Here is a 21,178-nt window from a genome sequence, read left to right on the forward strand (position 1 = left end):
CTACACGTCCGCGCGGGCCGGGGTTGCGCCGAGCCGCTCGTCCAGGAAGTCCTCCCAGGTGCGGGTGCCGCGGTCGGCGCCGTCCAAGGCCAGGTTGTCGCCGGCGCGGTAGGCGCGGCCGGCCTTTCCGGGTATGCGGACGGGCATGAGCGGACGGCGCTTGCCGCGCGCCCCGAGGTATCCGCGGACCAGCTCGTCCATCCCGTAGACGTTCGGGCCGGCGAGGTCGGGCACCCGCCCGGCCGGCTCACCGAGCGCCAGCCCGGCGATCCGCGCGGCGACGTCGCGCGGGTCGACCGGCTGGAACCGGAGGCCGCCCGGGTTCGGGACGACCGGGAGCCGCGCCATGCTCCGCACGACCTTCAGGACGAGGTCGTGGAACTGGGCGGCACGCTGGACCGTCCACGGCACACCGGAGTCGATCACCGCCTGCTCCGCGTCCAGCTGCGTCTTCAGCCAGCTCAGCGGGACCCGGTCGGCGCCGATGACCGAGATGAACACCAGGTGCTTCGCCTCCGCCCGCGCGGCGGCCCGCACGAGGTTCCGGGTCGCCTCGTCGTCGCCCTTGGCGCCGCCCGCGAGATGGACGACGATCTCCGCACCGGCGACGGCCGCCTCGATGCCCTCGTTCTTCAGCAGGTCGCCGGTCACGTACTCGACCCCGTCCGCGGCCTCACGGCCGCGCCGGCTGAGCACCCGCACATCGCGTCCGGCCTCGCGCAGAAGCGGGACGACGTGCTGCCCGAGCGTCCCCGTACCACCGGTGACCAGGATGGTCGACCTCATGATTCATTCCTCCAAAGCCGCATGAGCTTGTCGTGCATCTGCCGTCACGACGGCCCGGAGCCCCGGGATGTGACATGCCGAGGAGGAGACCGAGGTGGAACGCGCCGCCGCCGCTTCGGCCCCGATGCCTCCCCGGCCTGAGGAACCCCACGGCCCGGCGCACAGGGCGTCCGGAACGCGGAACCCGCCGAAACAGCGGTGTGGACGTGCCGGGTCGGGCGGAGAGAGCGCGGCCGGGTGCCGGCGTGCAGGTCGGTCGTTGTCACGCCACCGGGTCGCGGGGCAGGCCGAGGAGGCGTTCGCCGATGATGTTCAGTTGGACGTCCGTCGTGCCGCCCGCGATCGACAGGTTCCGGGAGTTCAGGAACATCCAGGTCGGGTCGCCCATGCCGCCCTCGCTCTCGCCGGTGAGGGCCTCGGGGCCGATCCAGTCGACGGCGGTCTCCCACACCTGCTGCATGTGCTCGACGCCGATCAGCTTGCCGATGCTGGACTCGGCGCCCGGCTGCCCGCCCGCGAGGGAGCGCAGCGTGGTGCGCAGGCCGAACAGGCTGCTGGACTGGGCGTCGCAGAGGATGCCGCCGAGGGTGGTGAGGCGCTCGTCGTCCGCCCCTCCGGCGGCCAGTTCGAGCAGTGCCTCGCCGCCGCTGCCGAGGGACGAGTCGTTCGACAGCGACACCCGCTCGTTGGCGAGGGTCGTGCGGGCGAGCTTCCAGCCGTCGCCGGGGTCGCCGACGAGCAGGGCGTCCGGGATGAACACGCCGTCGAGGAACACCTCGTTGAACAGGGTGTCGCCGGTCAGTTCGCGGAGCGGGCGGATGTCCAGGCCGTCGGACTTCATGTCCAGCAGGAAGTAGGACAGGCCCTTGTGCTTGGGGACGGACGGGTCGGTGCGCGCCAGCAGGATGCCCCAGTCGGCCTCGCGGGCCATGGACGTCCACACCTTCTGGCCGGTGACCTTCCAGCCGCCCTCGACCTTCTCCGCGCGGGTGGACAGCGCGGCCAGGTCGGAGCCCGCGCTGGGCTCGGAGAACAGCTGGCACCAGCGGATGTCGCCGCGCAGCGACCCGGGCAGGAACCGCTCGTGCTGGGCGGGCGAGCCGTGCTCGATCAGCGTCGGCACCACCCAGTTGCCGATGACCATGTCGTGCGCGCGGAGCCCGGCGGCGCGCATTTCTTCGGCGATGACGAGCTGGGTGACCGCGTCCGCGCCCTTCCCCCACGGGGCGGGCAGGTGCGGGGAGGTGTAGCCGCGGTCGGCGAGGTAGGTGACGCGCTCCTGGCCGTCCAGGGCCTTGGCCGGTTCCAGTTCGGCGCGAATCTCGGTGCGGATCCGCCCGGCCTCGGGCGGCAGTTCGACGGTGAGCTCGCGGCGGACGCCGTCCAGCGTGAGGCGTGCGACGCGGCGGCGCCAGCCGGCGGTCGGGCCGAGCAGGACTCGGAGCGTCTGCGCGCGGCGCAGGCAGAGGCTCGCGTCGTGCTCCCAGGTGAAGCCGATGCCGCCAAGGGTCTGGATGCAGTCCTTGGCGACCTGGAACGCGGCCTGCACACTGGTCGCCCCCGCCACGGCGGCGGCGAGCGACGCCTCCTGCGCGCGGGTCCCGTCCTGCGCGAGGGCGGCGTCCCAGGCGCAGGCGCGGGCCTGCTCGGCGTGCGCGAGCATGCGGGCACAGCGGTGCTTGACGCCCTGGAACTGTCCGATCGGCCGGCCGAACTGCTCGCGGACCTTGGCGTACTCGGCGGCGGTGTGCGTCGCCCAGTCGGCCAGCCCGGACGCCTCGGCCGCGAACAGGACCGCCGCGAGATCACGGACGGCCTGTGCGTCCAGGTTCAGGATCGAACGGCCCGGGATGGTCGTGTTCCCTGACTCGATCCTGGCCAGGCGGCGGGTCAGGTCGTGGCCGGGCAGTTCGCGGACCGTGACGCGGTCGCTGGGCACGACGATCCAGGCCGTCCCGTCGCCGTCCTTCGCGGGCAGCACGAGGACGTCCGCGAGTGCGGCGCCCATGACCGGGCCGGACGTGCCGGTCAGCGTGACCTCGGGGCCGGAGCGCGACAGCGCCAGTCCGCCCGCCTCCAGGCCGACCGCGCCGGTCTTCGTGCCGTCGGCCAGCGGGGGCAGGTGCTCCGCGTGTCCCGCCCGGTGCAGGACGGCACTGGCCAGGACGGTCGGCAGGAACGGGCCCGGCGCGATGGCGCGTCCCAGTTCCTCCACGACGACGGCCAGTTCGACCAGGCCGTAGCCCGCACCGCCCGCGTTCTCCGGAAGGTGCAGGCCGAGCAGCCCCTGCGCGGCGAGGTCGTCCCAGAACGCCGGGATCTTCTCCCGGTCGGCGTCCACGGCGGCGCGCACCACCGTCCGCGTCACCTGCCTGGCCGTGCAGGCGCGCACGGCGTCGCGCAGGTCGCGGTGCTCGTCCGTCAGTCCGATGGTCATGGCCACGAGACTAGAATTCGTTCTGATTCGGTGCCGGGCGGTGTCCCGCTCAGTGGTCCGTGCCGTTCAGAGCGGGCGCGTGCCCCGCTCAGCGGGACCGCGCCGGAGAGAAAACTAGAATACGTACTAGCCTCCGGCGTGCCAGCTGAACACCGACCCGGAGGCTCCGATGAACGCTGACCTCTCCCTGGCGGGCCGCACCGCCGTCGTCACCGGCGCGGGCGCCGGGCTCGGCCGCGCCGAGGCGCTCGCACTGGCGGCGCAGGGCGCGAACGTCGTCGTCAACGACATCGGCTCTGCCGCCGACGACGTCGTCGCCGAGATCGGGGAGGCGGGTGGCAAGGCCGTCGCGGTGACCGGGGACGTCGGCGACTGGTCGATGGGCGACACGCTGGTGTCGGCCGCGATCGACACGTTCGGGTCGCTGGACATCGTCGTCAACAACGCGGGCGTGCTGCGCGACAAGATGCTGTTCAACCTGTCGGAGTCGGACTGGGACGACGTCATCCGCGTCCATCTGAAGGGGCACGCGGCCGTGTCCCGCGCCGCCGCCGCGCACTGGCGCGCGGCGAGCAAGGCCGCCGGCGGCCCGGTCTACGGGCGGGTCGTCAACACGGCGTCGGAGGCGTTTCTGTTCGGGTCGGCGGGCCAGCCGAACTACTCGGCGGCGAAGGCCGGCATCGTGGCGCTGACCCTGTCGACGTCCGCGGGCCTCGGCCGGTACGGGGTGCGGGCCAACGCGATCTGCCCGCGCGCCCGGACGGCGATGACCGAGGCGACGTTCGGCGAGGGGACCTCCCCCGGCGGGCTCGACGTCATGGCGCCCGAGCGGGTCGGGTCGTTCGTCGGCTACCTGGCGTCCCCCGCGGCCGAGAAGATCACCGGGCAGGTGTTCGTCGTCTACGGCGACATGGTGGCGCTGATGGCCGCGCCGACCGTGGAGCGGAAGTTCACCGCCGCGGACGGCGTCTTCTCCGTCGCGGAGCTCGGGGAGCAGATCACCCCCTACTTCGAGGGACGCGACCCGCACCAGACGTATGCCGCGTACGGCGTCGCCGCGCTCGACGACACCGGCACCAGCAAGCACTGACCCCCGGACCGCCGATGGCCGCCCCGTGGCGCGAGGGGGCGGCCATCGGTGCGCCTCAGAAGATCCCGGGGTCGCGGAGGGCGGGCTCGGCGCCGCCGTCCACGTAGATGACCTGGCCGGTCATGTGGGTGTTGGCCGGGGAGATCAGCCAGCGCAGCGCCTCGGCGATCACCTCGGCGTCGGCGTAGCCGTTCAGCGGCATCGGGACGGCCTCGTTCATGATCTGGAACATGGCCTCGTCGGCGAACAGCGGCTCGGTCATCGGCGTCCGGACGACGCCGGGCGCGATCGCGTTCAGCGGGATGCCCGCGCCCGCCCACTCCGGGGTGACGCAGACGCGGCGCAGCCACTGGGCGAGCGCCGACTTCGAGGACGAGTACGTCTGACTCCCGGCACCGGCCTCGACGGCCTTCGCGGCCGCCCGCAGCGCGGCGGCCTCGTCACCGTCCAGGCAGGCCCGGACGACGGCCTCGTCCACCGGGTGGGTCCCGGCGATGGACCCGACGACGGCGGCGCGGGGCGCCCCGGCGCGGGCGAGGGCGGGGCGCAGGCCGTCCAGCAGGGCGACCGCTCCGAAGTAGTTGACCTGGACGGGGAGGACGGTGAAGTCGGAGACGCCGGCGCAGGCCACGACCGCGTCCAGCGTCCCGCCGGAGAGGTCGAGCACCTCGGCGACCGCCCGCGCCCGGCCGTCGGGTCCGCCGAGGTCGGCGCGGACCTCGGCGTCGCGCAGGTCGATCCCGATGACGGTGTCGCCCGCGTCGCGCAGCATCGAGGCGAGGGCCCGGCCTATGCCGGACGCCGAGCCGCTGACGGCGATGGTCCGTGCCATGCGGGGGTCCCTTCTGGAGGTGTGCGCCGCCGCCGGGCGCCGCGTCCCGGGACGGGCCCGGTCACCGGGAGGCGGCGGCGTTCGAACGGGGCGCCAGCAGCAGCCGGCAGGCCAGCCGGATGTCGGTTTCCACGTCGGCCATGGACGAGCGTCCGTTCAGGCTCGACTGGAGCACCCCGTACCAGCACTGCATCAGCAGCCGGACGAGGGTGACGTCCTGCGCGGTCGGGTCCTCGATGCCCACGGCGCGCAGCAGGATGTCGCGGAACGTGTTGTCGATGTGGACGGTGTCGGCGACGGTCGCGACGTGCGCGGTGTTCGACGCGTGCAGCATCGACGTCGACAGGAGGGGCTGCGCCATCAGGTGCCGGCTGGCCTGCACCAGGAGGTCGGCGACCGCGTCCTCGGCGGCGGTGCCGGGCGCGGGTTCGGTGACCTGGTCGCGGAGCCGGTCGACCTGCGCCGCCATCACCGCGGTGAACAGGTGCACCTTCGACGGGAAGTACCGGTAGAGGGTGCCGATCGCCACCCCCGCCGCCTTCGCCACCTCGTGCATCTGCACGCGTTCGAGGGGTTTGTCCGCGCCGATGCGGGACGCGGCCCGCAGGATGCGCTGCCGCCGGTCGTGCTGCTCCGGTGAGCTCGGTTCGGCGGACAGCCTGCCCGCTGCGATCCTCGCCACGGTCCTCCCCCCGGGGTCCTCTCCCGCTGACCGGCCGGGTCCCGGCCGGTCGCGTCCTGACACGGAACAATATCCGCAGTCACGGCCGCCCCCGCGATCGGCGATACCGGTCAGTGGGACGGGACGGCCCCCGGGCCGGAAGGCCGCGCCTACGGTGTGCGCGCGTCAGGTTCCCGGAGGCTGGAGGCTCGCGTGACGTGGGACGACGAGTACGACGTGGTGGTCGCCGGGTCCGGCGCCGGGGCGATGGCCGGTGCGTTCGCGGCGGCGTCGGGCGGGCTGCGGACCGCCGTCCTGGAGAAGACGGACCTGCTCGGCGGGACGTCCGCGTACTCGGGGGCGGCGATCTGGCTGCCGGGGACGCGGGTGCAGGAGCGGGCCGGGATCGGCGACTCGACCGAGTCGGCGCGCACCTACCTGCGGGCCCTGCTCGGCGACGGCGACGCCGCGCACCGGGAGGCGTTCCTGGAGACGGCACCGGAACTGGTGGACTTCCTGGAGCGGGACCCGGCGATCGAGTTCGAGTGGCGCGCGTTCCCCGACTACTTCGACGCGCCCGGACGCCTCGACGGGGGACGGTCGTTCGTCCCCCTCGACCTGCCGGTGGAGCGGCTCGGCGACCTGGCCGGGCTCGTCCGCCCGCCGGTCGACCGGGACCGCGCGGGCCGCGGGCACTCGGCGAAGCCGATGGCGCAGGGACGGGCGCTGATCGGGCGGCTGCTGCTGGCGATCACCGCGACCGGCAACGGCACCGTCCGCACCGGTACCGCGCTGACCGGCCTGGTCGTCGAGGACGGCCGGGTCACCGGTGTGGCGGCGGTGACGGCGGACGGCCCCGTCCGGCTCCGGGCGGCGCGCGGGGTGCTGCTGGCCGCCGGCGGGTTCGAGTCGTCGGCCGCGCTGCGCGGCGAGCGGGGCGTGCCGGGCGACGCGGAACGGACGATGGCCCCGGGCGGCGCGAACACCGGCGACGCCATCGAGGCGGCCGTGCGGATCGGCGCCGCCACCGGGCGGCTCGACCAGGCGTGGTTCTGCCCCGGCCTCCTGACCCCGGACGGGCGGCCGGCGTTCACGCTCGGCTTCCGCGGCGGGCTCATCGTGGACGGGTCGGGCCGCCGCTTCGCCAACGAGTCGCTGCCCTACGACCGGATGGGGCGGCGGATGGCCGCCGCGCAAGGCCCCTTCCACCTGGTCTTCGACTCGCGGTCCGGCGGGCTGCCGGCGATCTCCGTCCCGCCGCTGGTGCCGGACGACCAGCTCGCCTCGGGCGCGTGGGTCCGGGCGGACACGCTCGCCGGGCTCGCCGCCCGGACCGGGCTCCCGGAGGACGTGCTCACCGCGACGGTGGAGCGTTTCAACGGCTTCGCGGAGAAGGGCGTCGACGAGGACTTCCACCGCGGCGAGGACCCCTATGACCGCTACTTCTCCGGCGGCGGGCCCTGCGTCGTGGCGGTCGACCGGCCGCCGTACTACGCGGCGGAGGTCGTCCTCAGCGACCTCGGCACGAAGGGCGGGCTGCGCACCGACCCGGACGGCCGCGTCCTGGACGCCTCGGACCGTCCCGTCCCCGGGCTCTACGCGGCGGGCAACACCAGCGCATCGTTCACCGGAGCGGTCTACCCCGGCCCGGGCATCCCGATCGGCTCCGCGATGGCGTTCGCCTACCGCGCCGTCCAGAACATGAGGAGGAACCAGACATGAGATCGTCCAGAACGCGCGCGGCGGGCATCGCCGCCGCCGTGATCCTCGCCGGGACGGCCGGGTTCGCCGCGGTCCCCGCCCAGGCCGGTGACCGCGGCGTGCCGCCGGGGCAGCGCGGCGAGCTGATCAGCAGCCGCCCGCTGACGAACGCGGCGGCCCTGCCGAGCGCGGCCCGGAACCGGTTCGTCACCTACGTCTCGGAGGGGTCGCACGGGCAGCGCATCACCGTCTCGGGCACGGTCGCGGTGCCGAAGGGCACGCCCCCGCGCGGCGGGTGGCCGGTGCTGAGCTGGGCGCACGGCACGACCGGCACCGCCGACATCTGCGCGCCTTCCGCCAGCACGGCGGGCGGGCCGGCGGGCGACTACCTGTCGATCACCGAGAAGTACCTGGACAAGTGGGTCGCCAACGGCTTCGCGGTCGTGCAGACCGACTACGAGGGCCTCGGCACGCCCGGCGGCCACACCTACATGCACGGCAGGAGCGAGGCGAACACCGTCACCGACATGGTGCGCGCCGCCCGCGAGGCCGACCGCGGCATCGGACGCGACTGGTTCGTCGCCGGGCACAGCCAGGGCGGCCAGGCGACGCTGTTCACGGCGGCGGACCTCCAGCCGCCCCGCGACATCCGCCTGAGGGGCGCCGTGTCGATCGCGCCCGGCTCGAACATGAGCCAGACGTTCGCCTACGTCGCGAACCAGTACCCGGGCGCGGAGATCGCACTGCCGTTCATGTTCATCCTCCTCAACGGCGCGTACGCCGCCGACCCGTCCATGGACCCGGACGACGTGCTGACGGACGAGGCCGCGCGGATCGCCGAGGCCGGACGCACTACCGCGTGCTCCGCGCAGCTCAAGCAGTTCAGCGCGACCCTGCCGCTGGACGACGTCTTCCGCCCGGGAGCCGACACGTCCGCGTTCGAGAGGTACTACGAGAAGCAGGAGGCGCTCGGGCTGGACCTGAAGGTCCCCACCCTGGTGGTCCAGGGCACCGCCGACCGCGAGGTCAGCCCCGCCTCGACGCAGAACATCGTCAGGGACCTGTGCGCCCGCTACGGCGACATCGCGTATCGGGAGTTCGAGGGCGCCGACCACCGGGGCGCCATCGACGCCTCGTTCCAGTCGTCCCTGACGTTCGTCCAGGACCTCCGCGCGGGCCGCACCCCGCCGACCACCTGCTGACGGGGAAGTGCGCGGTCTCGTCGCCTCGGGCGGCCGAGACCGCGCACCCGTCCGCCGGCGCGGGCCGGCACCGGCCTGGCGGAGTGACCGGCATCGTGATCGACAAGGCGCCCGGGAGGCGTTTCGGCGGCGCGGGCGGGGCGAGCATGACCGGGTGAGAAGACACCGGAGGCTGCGGCCCGAGTTGAGGTGGGCGGCGGCGCTGTACCGCTTCCGCGAGAGCCTTTTCCTGCTCCCGGCCCTGGTGGTGATCGGCGGCGTGGTGCTGGCGGAGGCCGCGGCGGCCGTCGACCGGGCCATCGGGACGCGGACGCGGGTCCCCGCCACCGTCGACATGAACAGCAACGCGGCGACCTGGCTGCTCAGCACCGTGGCCGGTGCGACGATCACCACGGCGGGCGTGGTGTTCTCGCTGACGGTCGTGAGCCTGCAGCTGGCGAGCAGCCAGTTCTCGCCGCGGGTGATGCGCTCGTTCATCCGGGACCGGCTGAGCCAGGTCGTCGTCGGGGTCCTGGTCGGCACGTTCGTGTACAGCGTCCTGACGCTGCGGCACATCGACGCGGAGTCGTCGGGGCCCGCCCCGAAGGTCTCGGTCACGATCGCGGTGGTGCTGACCGTCGCGACGGTCCTGCTGATCATCGCCCACCTCGACCGCCTGGCGCACCGGCTCCAGGTCGGCGAGGTGGTCCGCTCGATCTCCCATGAGGGGGAGTCGGTCCTGCGGTCGCTGCTGCGGGCCGGCCGGGCCGAGCAGCCCGCGCCGGGGGAAGCGGCGGAGGTGGACGCGGACAAGGCGTACGTCGTCCCCGCCGACCGGGCGGGCTGGGTGACCCAGGCGTCCGCGGAGCGCATCCTCCGGGCGGTGCCGGCCGGCACGACCGTCCGGCTGGAGACGCGGACGGGCGCGTTCATCCACGAAGGCGAGGCGCTGGTCACGCTGTGGCCTACGCCGCAGAACCCCGAGCGGGTGGTGCGGAACCTGTCGGCCACGGTGGAGGTGGCCGACACCCGCACCATGCAGCAGGACGTCGACTTCGCGTTGCGGCAGCTGGTCGACGTGGGACTGCGCGCCCTCAGCCCCGCCGTCAACGACCCGACCACCGCGGTCGAGGCGTCGTTGCGCGTGGGCGGGCTGCTCCGCAAGGTCCTCGTCGCCGACCTGCCCCCGGAGCGGGTCCACGGGGCCGGCGGGCGGGTGCTGCTGCGCCCGTACTCCCTGCGGCACGACGAGTACGTCCAGCACGGCTTCGACCAGCTCCGCCAGGCGTCGGTGTCCCAGCCGCACGTCGTCGCCGCGCTGCTGCGCGTGCTGCGGATGCTGATCCAGCACGTGGAGGAGGCCGGCCGCCCCGCGCACGTCCCGGCGCTGCGCCGCCAGATGCGGCTGCTCCTCGAAGCGGTCGAGGAGCAGCCGGGCATGCACCCGGAGGACCGGGAGCGACTCCGCGCGATCGCCCGGCAGACCACTGATCCGGCCGACCACGAGAACCCCGTCCGGCAGTCCGGCGCCCGGGACTAGCCCGGTCCGCCCGGGGGTGCGGTCAGACGAGGTTGTCCTCGACCTTGAGGCCGAAGATGCCGCGGCCCCACATCGACAGGGCGTGCTCGACCTCGTTGGCGACGTGCAGGCTGCCGGCGTGGGCGTCGCGCCAGGCCCGCTCGATGGGGTTGCCCCGCTGCAGGGAGTTGCCGCCGGCGGTCTTGAACAGGATGTCGATGGCCTCGATGGCGCGCTCGGTGCCGCGGACCTGGTCGCGGCGGGCGCGCAGCCGCAGCTCCATCGGGATCTTCTCGTTGCGGGCCGCGTAGGAGTGGATCTCCCGGACGTTCCGGTCGGTCTGCAGGACCGCGGCGTCGATCTCGGACGCGGCGCGGGCGACGGCGACCTGCGCGAACGGGTCCTCGACGAACCGGCCGCCGCCGAGGCTCAGCCGGATCCGGTCGCGCATCCGCGCCACGTAGTGGTCGTGGCAGCCGGCCGCCATGCCGATCACGCTGGCGGTGACGGTGCTGGTGAAGATCGTCCCGAACGGCATCCGGTACAGCGGGCCCGAGTTGACCTTGCGGCCCGGATTGCGCAGCTGCGCCTGCTCGAAGTTGCGCATCGCGCGGTGCGCGGGCACGAACGCCCCCTCGACCACGATGTCGTCGCTGGCGGTGCCGCGCAGGCCCATCGAGTCCCACACCTCGTGGATCCCGTAGTCGTCCTTCGGGACGAGCACCGTCATGAAGTCCACGGGACGGCCCTCCGCCCCCACGACGAGCGCGCCGAGCAGCGCCCAGGAGGCGAACTCGACCCCGGACGAGAACGACCACCGCCCCGACACCTCGTAGCCGCCGTCGACCGGGGTGAGCCGGCCGACCGGGGCGTAGGACGAGGCGACGAGGGTGTCCGGCCCGGCGGCCCACACCTCGCGCTGCGCCTCGTCCGCGAACAGGCCGAGATGCCAGGAGTGCACGCCGAGGATGGCCGAGACCCAGCCGGTCGACCCGCACACCCCGGAGATCGCCCGGATCACCTCGTAGAAGGCGACCGGGTCGCCCTCGGCGCCGCCGTAGCGGGTGGGCTGCAGCATCCGGAACACCCCGGCCGCGGTGAGCTCCCGGACGGTCTCGGCCGGGATGCGGCCCTTCTCGTCCACGGACCCGGCCCGCTCGGCGATGCCGGGCAGCAACTCCCGCACGCCCTCCAGGACCTCGTTGCTCCCCGGTTCACTGCCGCTCATCGAGACGCTCCCGTCTTCCCTACTCCGGCCCCTGCAGGAGACCATGTCGGCGAATCGTCACGGGCGCCGGCGTCCCGGCCAGCGGGACTCTCGCGACCTGACGGTGACCTGCGACCTAACGTTCGAATCACCCGTCCACCGCCGAAGGGATGATCCACGTGACCGCAACCGAGTCGGACGCCGTCCGCGCCATCGAGGCGGCGGCGATCTCCCGCCGCTTCGCCCGGGGATGGCACTGCCTCGGGCTGGCCGAGAAGTTCCGGGACGGCAAGCCCCACACGGTCAACGCGTTCGGGCAGAAGCTCGTGGTCTTCACCGGCGAGGACGGCAAGACCAACGTCCTGGACGGCTACTGCCGGCACATGGGCGGCGACCTGTCCGACGGCACCGTCAAGGGCAACGAGATCGCGTGCCCGTTCCACGACTGGCGCTGGGGCGGCGACGGCCGCTGCAAGAAGATCCCGTACTCCCGGCGCGTCCCGCTGCGGGCGCGGACGGCGGCGTGGCCGACGATGGAGCAGGACGAGCTGCTGTTCGTCTGGAACGACCCCGAGGGGAACAAGCCCCCCGCGGACGTGACGATCCCGGTGATCGAAGGCGCCACCCGCGACGACTGGACCGACTGGCGCTGGACCGAGACGGTCGTCAACACCAACTGTCGCGAGATCATCGACAACGTCGTCGACATGGCGCACTTCTTCTACATCCACAAGTCGTTCCCGACGTACTTCAAGAACGTCTTCGAGGGCCAGGTCGCCACCCAGATCATGAAGGGCCGCACCCGCGACGACGCCCGCCGCCAGACCACCGGGGGCGGCCCGCGGATGCTCGGCAACACCTCCGTCGCGTCCTACCACGGCCCCTCCTTCATGATCGACGAGCTGACGTACCACTACGAGGGCTACGACCTGCACTCCGTCCTGATCAACTGCCACTATCCGATCGACGAGAACTCCTTCTCGCTGCACTCGGGCATCATCGTCCAGCACAGCGACGCGCTGCCGCCGGAGGCGGCGGAGGCGACCGCGCAGAAGCTCTCGGACTTCATTCTGACCGGTTTCGAGCAGGACATCGCGATCTGGCGCCGCAAGGCCCGCATCGACAACCCGCTGCTGTGCGAGGAGGACGGCCCCGTCTACCAGCTGCGCCGCTGGTACGAGCAGTTCTACGTGGACGTCGCCGACGTCAAGCCGGAGATGACCGACAGGTTCGAGTTCGAGATCGACACCACCCGCCCGGTCGAGTCGTGGGAGAAGGAGGTCGAGGAGAACCTCGCACGCCGCGAGGCGGCCTCGACATGACGGCCGACGACCGGCTCCTGGACGCGCCGCTGGTGCCCGTCGCCTGCCGCCGCTGCACCGCCGAGGTCCTGGTGCGCAAGTCGAGCTGGGAGCAGACGAGCATCCAGTGGAACGCCGCCGCCCGCGCCGCCTGCGTGAACCTCGACGACCCCCACGAGACCTGCCCGGCCCTCCGCTCCGCCATCCAGGAGGCCGCCCTGACCGGAGCGGTGACGGTCGTGGACCCGGAGAAGGACACATGATCGACACCTACGGCCCGTGGGCCGTCATCGCCGGCGGCTCGGAGGGCGTCGGCGCCGCCTTCGCGCACCGCCTCGCCGACGCGGGCCTGAACCTCGTCCTCATCGCCCGCAAGCCCGGCCCTCTGGCGGACACCGCCGAGGCCGTCCGGGCGAAGGGCGTGGAGGTCCGCACCCTGGAGCTCGACCTCGTCTCCCCCGACCCGCTGAAGAGGGTCCGCGAAGTCACCGACGACCTCGACGTCGGCCTGCTCGTCTACAACGCGGGCGCGAACAGCTACGGCCACGAGTTCGTCACCGGCGACCTGGACCGCTTCCAGGACGTCATCGACCTGAACATCACCGCCCAACTGGCCTTCACGCACCACTTCGGCGGCCTCCTCAAGACACGGGGCCGGGGCGGCATCCTCCTGGTCGGCTCCCTCGCCGGTTACATGGGCCAGCCGCAGATCAGCGTGTACTCCGCCGTCAAGGCGTTCGGCCGCGTCTTCGCCGAGGGCCTCTGGCTGGAGATGCGCGAGCACGGCGTGGACGTGCTGGAACTCGTCCTCGGTGTGACCCGCACCCCCGCCATGGAACGCGCCGGACTGAACATGGACATCCCGGGCCTGAACGTCGCCGAACCCGACGACATAGCCCGCGAGGGCCTGGAACGCCTCAAGGACGGCCCCGTCTGGGTGGCGGGCGGCAACTACGAACTGGCCCGGAAACGCACGGGCTTCCCCCGCGACAAACTGGTAGCCGGCACCCACCGGGCTATGCAGCGCCTCCTCCCGGAACCCGGTTGACCTCGAGTTGATCGAGGTCTTGGCGTCCCTCGCATGGACGAGTAGCAGGTTCGGAACAGGCGGTCGTACCAGAGAGCGAGCCAGAGCAGGGTCAGCACGGTGCCGCCCGCCAGGTTCACGCCCCTCTCCCTGAACGACGCCCGCCTGCTCCCCCGGGCGTAGAAGACGCGCGTCAACGCGATCCCGGTGGTCCTCCTGCCCTACCGCCCTCAGACGAGCCGGGCGCAGAGCTTGCCGCCCCGGTACTCCCAGTCGACGGACCTGGGGGCGGACGGGCAGGAGCCGCCCGTGAGCGCGGTGACCCGGAGGATGTGGTCGTAGGACCCGGGGAGGGGCCGCTTCCCGCACGGCCACGAGGTCATCAGGTCGCCGTTGCTGATGGCGACGGTGTTCTCCTCCGCCCCGTCCGTGGCGAGGAAGCATTCGCCCACGCGGAGCTGCCGCGTGACGCAGAGCGCGATCTCGTCGGGCTCCTCGCCGTAGGACCACCACAGTTCGCCGTCGATCTCACCGTCTCCGTCGGCGCAGTCGGAGGAGTCGTCGGCCACCTTCGTCACCCGGACGTAGGCGTCCGGGCGGCCGCAGGAGACCGCTTTCGGCTTGGCCTTGCTCCACTCGTCGGAGTCCTCCGGGGACCGGTGCGCGTTGAGGCAGTCGCCCTTTGAGATCTTCTCGAACGCCTTCCGCGTGGGGTCGGGACTAGAGCGTTCGGAAGCGGCGTCGCTGACGGACGTGCTGGGCACGGGCGTCGGCGAGGCGGCGGAGGTCGCGGGGCCGGACACCTCCGGCGTGGCGCCTTCGGCCGCCTTCTCCCCGTCGTTCGCGAGGGTCCAGACGGCGAACGCGGCGAGCAGGACGCCCACCACCGCCGCCGCGCCCGCGACCGGCCGCCGCGGCGGGCGCCGCCGCTCCCGCGACGCGCCGCCCGGCGGGGGCAGCAGCAACTCGGTCTCCGCGACCCGTGTGGCGATCATCGTGCTGACGGGCGGCGGGAGCGGGGCCTCCCCGCCCTGGAGGAGCGCGGAGCAGCGGTCGAGGACCTCGGTGACGCCCGGCCGGTCGTCCGGGTCCTTCTCCAGGGCGGCCGCGAGCAGCGGGAGCAGCTCCTCCGGGACGCCGGTCAGGTCGGGGGCCTCGTTGACGACGCGGTAGCCGAGCGCTTCGAGCGGGCCGTCCCCGAACGGGCGCCGGCCGGTGGCCGCGAACGCCAGCACGGCGGCCAGGCAGAACACGTCGCTGGCCGGCCCGACCTCGCGGCCCCGGATCTGCTCGGGCGACATGAACCCGGGGGTGCCGACGACGCTGGTGGTCTGCGACGTGGCGTCCAGCGCGCGGGCGATGCCGAAGTCGATGATGCGGGGCCCGTCCTGGGCGAGCAGCACGTTGCCGGGCTTGAGGTCCCGGTGGACGACGCCGCGCTCGTGGATCGCCATCAGCCCCTCGGCCAGGCCCGCGCCGAGTCCCGCCACCGACTCCGCGGAGAACGCGCCGTGCTCCCCGACGGCCTCCTGCAGCGACGGGCCGGCGACGTACTCCGTCACGAGCCACGGCGGTTCGGCGGCGGTGTCGGCGTCCACCACGTGCACGGTGTGGATGCCGCCCACCCGCCGCGCCGCCGCGACCTCCTGCTCGAACCGCCGCCGGAACTGCGGATCCTCGGCCAGGTGCGGATGGATCACCTTGACCGCGACGGGCCGCCCGCCCTTCGACCGCCCCAGGTAGACCCGTCCCATTCCCCCGGCCCCCAGCCGGGCTAGCAGCCGGTACCCGCCGATCCGCTTCGGGTCGTCCGCCTGGAGCGGCTTAAGTCTCGCGTTGGACACCCGCACCTCCCGCCGATGATCGCGACTGAACTTTTCCACACGAGCGGGACGATTGTCCGGACGCCACGGCGATCATCGGCTCAGGCGCACGGCGCGACCCCGGCGGGCGAAGGACATCCGGACTCCTCGGCGGCCACCCGGCGGCCGAGCTCCCGCAACGGGGACATCGCCATCCTTCGGCCCGACCGGGGCCGGGTAACGCGACCAGTTCCGGTCTCCCGCAGAACCGTTTTCCGCGCTAATGAAACGCAAGCGGACGGTATCTTTTTTCCATGGCCGGTCATCGGGGCGGAGTGCGGAGGAGAGTATCGCACGGACCGTCCCCTTCCAGGCGGAATCGCATGCTGATCTGGGTGGGAGGGGTCACGACGACCATCCTGGTGACCGCTTTGTCGGCATGGGCGACAAAGGCACCCGAATTCGTCTTCGGCACACCGAAAAAGGCGGGGATCGGCGTTCATGTGTCATGGCCGACAAATGCCGGCTGCGATGTGCAGAGCGCGGTGGCGATGCCCGCGGGCGGCAAGCCCCTGGACTCGCTGCAGTTCACGTTCGAGCAGGACCCCCGCACCACCGCCGCCGAGGCGGGCGCCGCGTCCTGGGAGAACGGGACGCTCCAGCTGACCCTCACCAACCGGGCCGCCGACCCGCTCCACGTCGAGTCCGTCCAGCCCCGCGTAACTCGGACGGAGCCCCGCCCCCGTCTGGACTGGGTCCTGGAGAAGCCGAAGGGGTGCGGGGGCGGCGAAGCGCAGCGCAGCCTCAAGTACGACCTCGACCGGGACCGGCTGCTGATCCGCGAGGGCGAGCAGGAGGCACCGTACGGGTCCGGTGGCGACTCGTCCCTGTCCGGCCTCACGGTCACCCGCGACAAGCCCGCGTATGTGAGGTTCGCGGTCCGCAGTTGCCGGGCCTACTACGAGTGGGTCGTCGACATCACCTACACGATCGGCAACGAGCGGCTGTCCCACCGGGTCGGCGGCCTCCGGTCGGCGGGAGGCGTCGCGGGCGTCCCCGTCTACACGATGACCGCCAATCCGGACGGGACGCGGAAGACGGAGCTCTCCGGCAGGGTCACGTCCGCCCGATGCGCGAGCAAGGGGTAACGCATGGCGAAGCGCAGGCCGCTGGCCGCCGCCGTGGTCCTGGTCCTCCTCGCCGCGGCCGGGTGCGGCGCCTGGCTCCGGTGGCGGTCCGGTGACGAGGCCGCGGCCCTGGGCGCCTGGACCTACGTGCCGATGGCCGAACTGTCCGTCCAGGGGGCGAAGCCGAATCTCGTGCTCCTCAGCAGCGACGGCGAGCGGTTCGTCGCCGTGGGCCGGGCCGGTCCGCCGGGCGGCGGGTCGGTCATCGCCTCCTGGACCTCCACGGACGGGCGGTCCTGGCGGGAGGGGAACCTCGGCGCCGTGGCGCGCACCCGCGGCGCGGCCATGGTGACGGGCCTGGCCCGGGTCGAGGGCGGGTTCGTCGCGGTCGGCGCCCGCCTCAGCTCCGGGGCGGCGCAGACCTTCACCGGCAGCGCCGCTTGGACGTCCGCCGACGGGGTCGTCTGGAAAGCCATCGGCACTCCCCCCGGCGACCCGTTCACGACGTTCAGCCGGCCGACCCTGATGAGCGACGGCGTCCACGCCTACTCCCGGATGGGCACGTCCACCTGGTGGAGGCTCGGCCCGGACGGCGCATGGCGGCCCTTCACCCCGCCCGGAACCCGGAACTGCGAGCAGACGTACCGGGAGCAGGCGACGCGTCCGGGGCTGTTCCTCTACGGGTACTGCGGCAACCCGCCGCAGGCGGCGCTGTTCACCCTCGACTCCACGGGGCGCGTCCATGACCGCTCGCAGGCGCTCGGCGACCGCATCAGCGTCGTGGAGACGGCCGGAGCGCGCGGCGGCACGATGATCGCCGCGGGCTACCGGCAGCTGCCGCCGGACGATCCCGCGGCGCAGGCGGCCGGGCCGCCACCCGACGGCCCGGACGACCAGGGCCCGCCGTTCGGCGCGGCGTACGCGCGGTCGGCCGACGGCGGCGCCACCTGGTCGCCCGCACGGACGATGCCCGGCACGGGCCCGACCGACCATCCCCAGGTCGGACGGTTCACCGCCCTCGGTTCGGCGTTCCTGATGTCGGGTCTGGTGGAGCGGGAGGGCACCGCCGTGCCCGTGCTGTGGACCTCGGGGGACGACGGCGAGACCTGGCGCCTGCACCGGCTGCCGGGCTTCGCCGAGGGCGGCTCGCTGGGCGACCCCGCCGAGGCGGGCGGCCGCGTCGTCATCCCGGCACTCGTCGGCATAGACCCGCTCGTGACGGCGGGCGTCTTCGTCAGCACCGGCGACTGACGACGGCGGCCCCTTGCAGATCGTGGAAGCGAAGGCAGACTTGACCCGCGATCAAAACGCATTACCGCTGCTGAGACTGCTCTTACGCCACGTGGCACGAGAGACATCCGTTCTACGCCTGCCCATGACGACTCAACCTTCCCGACTCGGCCACTACGCAAGGTCTCGCTGATCGAGTCGCTCGGGCTGTGGGACGAGTACGAGCGCCAGGGCGGCTAGGGCGTCCGGCGTTCGTAGGTGCCGTCGCGGTGTTCGTAGACCGGGTCTGACGTGTTGCAGGCTTCCGCCCGCAAAGGGCGTTTGAGCACCTTGTTGGTGGGAGTGCGGGGCAGTTCGTCGACCACGCGGATGTAGCGGGGTGTCCACTTGGTGCCGAGGTCGGGTTGGGCGGCCAGGAAAGCGGTGAAGGACGTCGCGTCGAACGCTCGGCCTGGGGTCAGGGTGACCGCCGCCATGATCTGGTCGCCTACCCGCGCGTCTGGGACGGCGTAGACCGCCACGTCTGCGAAGGGGTCGTAGCGGGACAGGAGGCGTTCGACGGGGGCTGCGGCTATGTTCTCGCCGTCCACGCGCAGCCAGTCGTCGGTGCGGCCCGCGAAGTACCAGTAGCCGTCTGCGTCGCGGTAGGCGAGGTCGCCCGACCACGTCCAGCCGTTGCGGACGCGTTTCGCCGTCGCCTCGGGGTTGTTGTAGTAGCCCTCGAACTTGGCAGCGCCCATGGTGTCGACGATTTCGCCGATCGCCTCATCCGCGTTGAGGAGCCTGCCTTGCTCGTCGAACTCGGCGGGCGGGCATTCGCGGAGGGTGTCCGGGTCGATGACCAGGGTGCCGGGTTCGGCGACGCCCAGGGAGCCGGGTGGCGTTCCCGGGACGCGGTTCAGGCGGATCTCGCCCTCGCTGGAGCCGTAGGAGTCGATGACCGTGCAGCCGAAGCGGCGGGCGAACTCGTGGATGTCGGGCTCGGCGGCCTCGTTGCCGAACGCGATGCGGAGCGGGTTGTCCGCGTCGTCCGGCTTCTCCGGGGTGGCCAGGATGTAGCTGAGCGGCTTGCCGACGTAGTTGAAGAACGTCACCCCGTGGCGGCGGACGTCCGGGAGGAAGCCCGAGGCCGAGAACTTATGGCGCAGGACGATGCGGCCGCCCGTCGCGACGGCGGGGGCGATCCCCGCCATCAGGGCGTTCGAGTGGAACATCGGCATGACCACGTAGAACACGTCGTCGCGGGTCAGGTTGCGGCGGTCGCGCTGCTGGACGGCGATCCGGCCCAGCCTCCCCTGCGTGCAGATCACCGCCTTCGGCGCGGACGTCGTGCCGGACGTGAACACCAGGGAGAAGATCGTCTTCGCGTCGACCGGAGCCATCTCGGCGGGGCGGGCCTCGTCCAGCAGGTCCGCATAGGCGGCGGTGCCGACGGTCATGGACGGGAGGTCCGTCAGTCCGTCGAGCGCCTCCGCTCGGGACGTCCCGGTGACCAGCAGGCGGCAGTCGGTGTGGGTGACGTCGCGGGCCAGTTCGGCGCCCCGGCGGGTCGGGTTCAGTTCCACGACCGGGACGCCCGCCAGCGCCAGGCCGAGCAGCCAGAACAGGTGCTCCGGGCCGTTCTCCAGGAACAGGCCGACGTGCCCGCCGGTGCCGGCGAGGGCGGCGCGGAGGCGGGACTCCGCGACGACCTCCCGCCACGTCCAGGACGCGTCCTCGAAGCACATGCCGGTGCGGTCGTCGTCCGCGCGGGCCGCGACCAGCTCGGCGAAGGTGGTCTCGCGGGCCGGGCGGTCGTCGGCCAGTTCGGTCATGGGGTCCGGGCGGCGGCGCGGCCGGCGCGGCGGCCGAAGAACGTGCCGTCGCCGAGGGACGTCCCGCTGATGTAGCCCTCGCCGTGGATGCCGGCCGCCGTGCGCCCCGCGGCGTACAGGCCGGGGATCGGCCTCCCCGAGACGTCGCGGACCTCGCCGTCCACGGTGGTGTCCAGGCCGCCGAGGGTGAAGCCGCCGGCGCCCGTCCCGGCGCCGTGCCTGCCCGCGCCGAAGAACCCGTCGGCCGGGTCGATCGCCGCGAACGGCCCCTTCAGCGGACGCAGCCACCTCGGGTCCTTGTGGAAGTAGGGGTCCTCGCCCCGCTCCGCGAACCGGTTGTAGGTCTCGACGGTCGCCTCCAGCGACCCGGGCGGCAGGCGGAGGGACTCCTCCAGCTCCGCGAGCGTCTCCGCCGCGTGCTTGGGGCGCACGCCCCACATGTCGGCATCGGCGATCTCGTCGTGCCCGGTCTCGTCGATGATCGCCCAGTAGGGGCCGGGCTGGTGCTGGACGGCCCGGTGGCTGTACAGGCCCGGGTAGACGTCCTCGTTGATGAAGCGGCGGCCGAGGCCGTCCACGAGCATGCCCCGGCAGACGACGGCGGGGTTGGCGGTGAGCGCGATCTCCACCGACGCCATGCGGCGGGTCGCGGCGCCGAGCGCGCTCGCCATCCGGATCCCGGACCCGTCGCTGGTGCCGTCGCTGATCTTGTCGTGGCCGAGCAGCACCGGGGCGTGGTCGGCGAGCATCTCCTCGTTGTCGACGAACCCGCCGGCGGTGAGGACGACGCCCTTGCGCGCCCGGTAGGCCACCGTCTCGGCGAACCTGCGGGCGACGACCCCGACGACCCGCCCCTCGTCCACGACCAGGTTCGTGGCGTAGGTGTCCTCATGGGTGACGGCGCCCGCCCCGGCGGCGGCCGCGATCAGCTTCTCCATCAGGATCCCGCCGGCGAACATCGGTGCCTCCGGGCGGTGCCCGCGCGGCACGGGCCGGGCGATCGTGTTGTACGGCCAGGCGTTCTCACCGAGCCACATCAGGCCGTCTTCGGTGTACGGCATCCAGCCCGGCGCGTCGAACAGGCTCTCCTTGAACGGGACGCCGCGCGCGCGGAACCACTCGAAGTGCTCCACGCTCCCGTCGCAGTACAGCCGCAGCTTCTCCGCGTCGGCGTGCGGGCCGAGCGCCGCGAGGAGGAACGCGTACATGTCGTCCGGGCTGTCGTCGAAGCCGCACGCCTTCTGCACCCGCGTGCCGCCGCCGAGGTACAGCTCCCCGCCCGACTGCGCGGACGTCCCGCCGGGGCCGCTCGACCGCTCCAGGACGAGCACGTCCGCGCCCGCCGCCGCGGCCTCGTACGCCGCGGCCGCTCCGGCGGCCCCGAAGCCGACCACCAGCACGTCGCACTCGTGGTCGAACGCCGTCTCCGAAGCGCCGACCGGCTCCACCGAGGACGTCGCCAT

17 protein-coding genes are annotated in these 21,178 nt (G+C 73.0%); 9 read left to right on the forward strand and 8 right to left on the reverse strand.

What is annotated here, in order from left to right; genetic code table 11:
* Positions 1-786, reverse strand: coding sequence for an NAD(P)H-binding protein (locus E1266_RS05245; RefSeq protein ID WP_132044271.1), 786 nt, complete (start codon positions 784-786; stop codon positions 1-3).
* Between the two features lie 262 nt (positions 787-1,048).
* Entirely contained in the window at positions 1,049-3,223 is a 2,175-nt protein-coding gene (locus tag E1266_RS05250; RefSeq protein ID WP_132044273.1) for an acyl-CoA dehydrogenase, read from the reverse strand.
* Positions 3,224-3,392: 169 nt separating this feature from the next.
* Here E1266_RS05250 and E1266_RS05255 point away from each other — a divergent pair, with 169 nt between their 5' ends.
* Positions 3,393-4,313, forward strand: coding sequence for a 3-oxoacyl-ACP reductase (locus E1266_RS05255; RefSeq protein ID WP_132044275.1), 921 nt, complete (start codon positions 3,393-3,395; stop codon positions 4,311-4,313).
* A 55-nt stretch (positions 4,314-4,368) separates the two neighbouring features.
* Here E1266_RS05255 and E1266_RS05260 read toward each other — a convergent pair whose 3' ends face one another.
* The gene (locus E1266_RS05260; protein ID WP_132044277.1) at positions 4,369-5,145 is read right to left on the reverse strand and encodes an SDR family oxidoreductase; all 777 of its coding nucleotides are present in this window, start codon (positions 5,143-5,145) and stop codon (positions 4,369-4,371) included.
* Between the two features lie 61 nt (positions 5,146-5,206).
* Positions 5,207-5,827 (reverse strand): TetR family transcriptional regulator, encoded by a 621-nt coding sequence (locus tag E1266_RS05265; RefSeq protein ID WP_132044279.1) that lies wholly within the window; start codon positions 5,825-5,827, stop codon positions 5,207-5,209.
* A 192-nt stretch (positions 5,828-6,019) separates the two neighbouring features.
* On the opposite strand from E1266_RS05265, the gene E1266_RS05270 reads away from it, so the two are divergent.
* The 3 genes from E1266_RS05270 to E1266_RS05280 all read left to right on the forward strand — a co-directional run bounded on the left by E1266_RS05270 (position 6,020) and on the right by E1266_RS05280 (position 10,228).
* Positions 6,020-7,528, forward strand: coding sequence for an FAD-binding protein (locus E1266_RS05270; RefSeq protein ID WP_132044281.1), 1,509 nt, complete (start codon positions 6,020-6,022; stop codon positions 7,526-7,528).
* Positions 7,525-8,709, forward strand: coding sequence for an alpha/beta hydrolase (locus tag E1266_RS05275; protein WP_132044283.1), 1,185 nt, complete (start codon positions 7,525-7,527; stop codon positions 8,707-8,709). The genes E1266_RS05270 and E1266_RS05275 overlap by 4 nt, the downstream gene beginning before the upstream one ends.
* A gap of 154 nt (positions 8,710-8,863) precedes the next feature.
* Positions 8,864-10,228, forward strand: a complete 1,365-nt coding sequence (locus E1266_RS05280; protein ID WP_207945432.1) for a DUF2254 domain-containing protein — start codon at positions 8,864-8,866, stop codon at positions 10,226-10,228.
* Positions 10,229-10,250: 22 nt separating this feature from the next.
* Here E1266_RS05280 and hsaA read toward each other — a convergent pair whose 3' ends face one another.
* Positions 10,251-11,435 carry a 3-hydroxy-9,10-secoandrosta-1,3,5(10)-triene-9,17-dione monooxygenase oxygenase subunit gene (gene hsaA / locus E1266_RS05285; RefSeq protein WP_132044285.1) on the reverse strand — a complete coding sequence of 395 codons (1,185 nt, stop codon included), beginning with the start codon at positions 11,433-11,435 and terminating at the stop codon, positions 10,251-10,253.
* Between the two features lie 149 nt (positions 11,436-11,584).
* Between hsaA and E1266_RS05290 the strand changes: the two genes are divergently transcribed.
* From E1266_RS05290 to E1266_RS05300, 3 genes are read left to right on the forward strand one after another with little or no spacing between them, the layout of a single operon-like run.
* Positions 11,585-12,736, forward strand: a complete 1,152-nt coding sequence (locus E1266_RS05290) for a Rieske 2Fe-2S domain-containing protein (RefSeq protein WP_132044287.1) — start codon at positions 11,585-11,587, stop codon at positions 12,734-12,736.
* Complete coding sequence (locus tag E1266_RS05295; RefSeq protein WP_132044289.1) at positions 12,733-12,978, forward strand: ferredoxin; 246 nt, start codon at positions 12,733-12,735, stop codon at positions 12,976-12,978. The genes E1266_RS05290 and E1266_RS05295 overlap by 4 nt, the downstream gene beginning before the upstream one ends.
* Positions 12,975-13,763 (forward strand): SDR family NAD(P)-dependent oxidoreductase, encoded by a 789-nt coding sequence (locus E1266_RS05300; RefSeq protein WP_132044291.1) that lies wholly within the window; start codon positions 12,975-12,977, stop codon positions 13,761-13,763. Before E1266_RS05295 ends, E1266_RS05300 begins: the two co-directional genes overlap by 4 nt.
* 209 nt (positions 13,764-13,972) lie before the next feature.
* Here E1266_RS05300 and E1266_RS05305 read toward each other — a convergent pair whose 3' ends face one another.
* Positions 13,973-15,586 (reverse strand): serine/threonine-protein kinase, encoded by a 1,614-nt coding sequence (locus E1266_RS05305; RefSeq protein WP_207945433.1) that lies wholly within the window; start codon positions 15,584-15,586, stop codon positions 13,973-13,975.
* A 503-nt stretch (positions 15,587-16,089) separates the two neighbouring features.
* Between E1266_RS05305 and E1266_RS05310 the strand changes: the two genes are divergently transcribed.
* Both E1266_RS05310 and E1266_RS05315 read left to right on the forward strand, forming a co-directional pair.
* Entirely contained in the window at positions 16,090-16,692 is a 603-nt protein-coding gene (locus tag E1266_RS05310) for a hypothetical protein (protein ID WP_132044293.1), read from the forward strand.
* A gap of 3 nt (positions 16,693-16,695) precedes the next feature.
* Positions 16,696-17,922: a sialidase family protein gene (locus E1266_RS05315; protein WP_132044295.1), complete on the forward strand. Its 1,227-nt coding sequence runs from the start codon at positions 16,696-16,698 to the stop codon at positions 17,920-17,922.
* Between the two features lie 215 nt (positions 17,923-18,137).
* Here E1266_RS05315 and E1266_RS05320 read toward each other — a convergent pair whose 3' ends face one another.
* Positions 18,138-19,715: an AMP-binding protein gene (locus E1266_RS05320; protein WP_132044297.1), complete on the reverse strand. Its 1,578-nt coding sequence runs from the start codon at positions 19,713-19,715 to the stop codon at positions 18,138-18,140.
* On the reverse strand, positions 19,712-21,178 hold the full coding sequence (locus tag E1266_RS05325) for an FAD-dependent oxidoreductase (RefSeq protein WP_132044299.1): 1,467 nt from the start codon (positions 21,176-21,178) through the stop codon (positions 19,712-19,714). The genes E1266_RS05320 and E1266_RS05325 overlap by 4 nt, the downstream gene beginning before the upstream one ends.

Origin of the sequence: Actinomadura sp. 7K534, assembly GCF_004348575.1 — a bacterium.
Classification (GTDB): Bacteria; Actinomycetota; Actinomycetes; order Streptosporangiales; family Streptosporangiaceae; genus Spirillospora; species Spirillospora livida.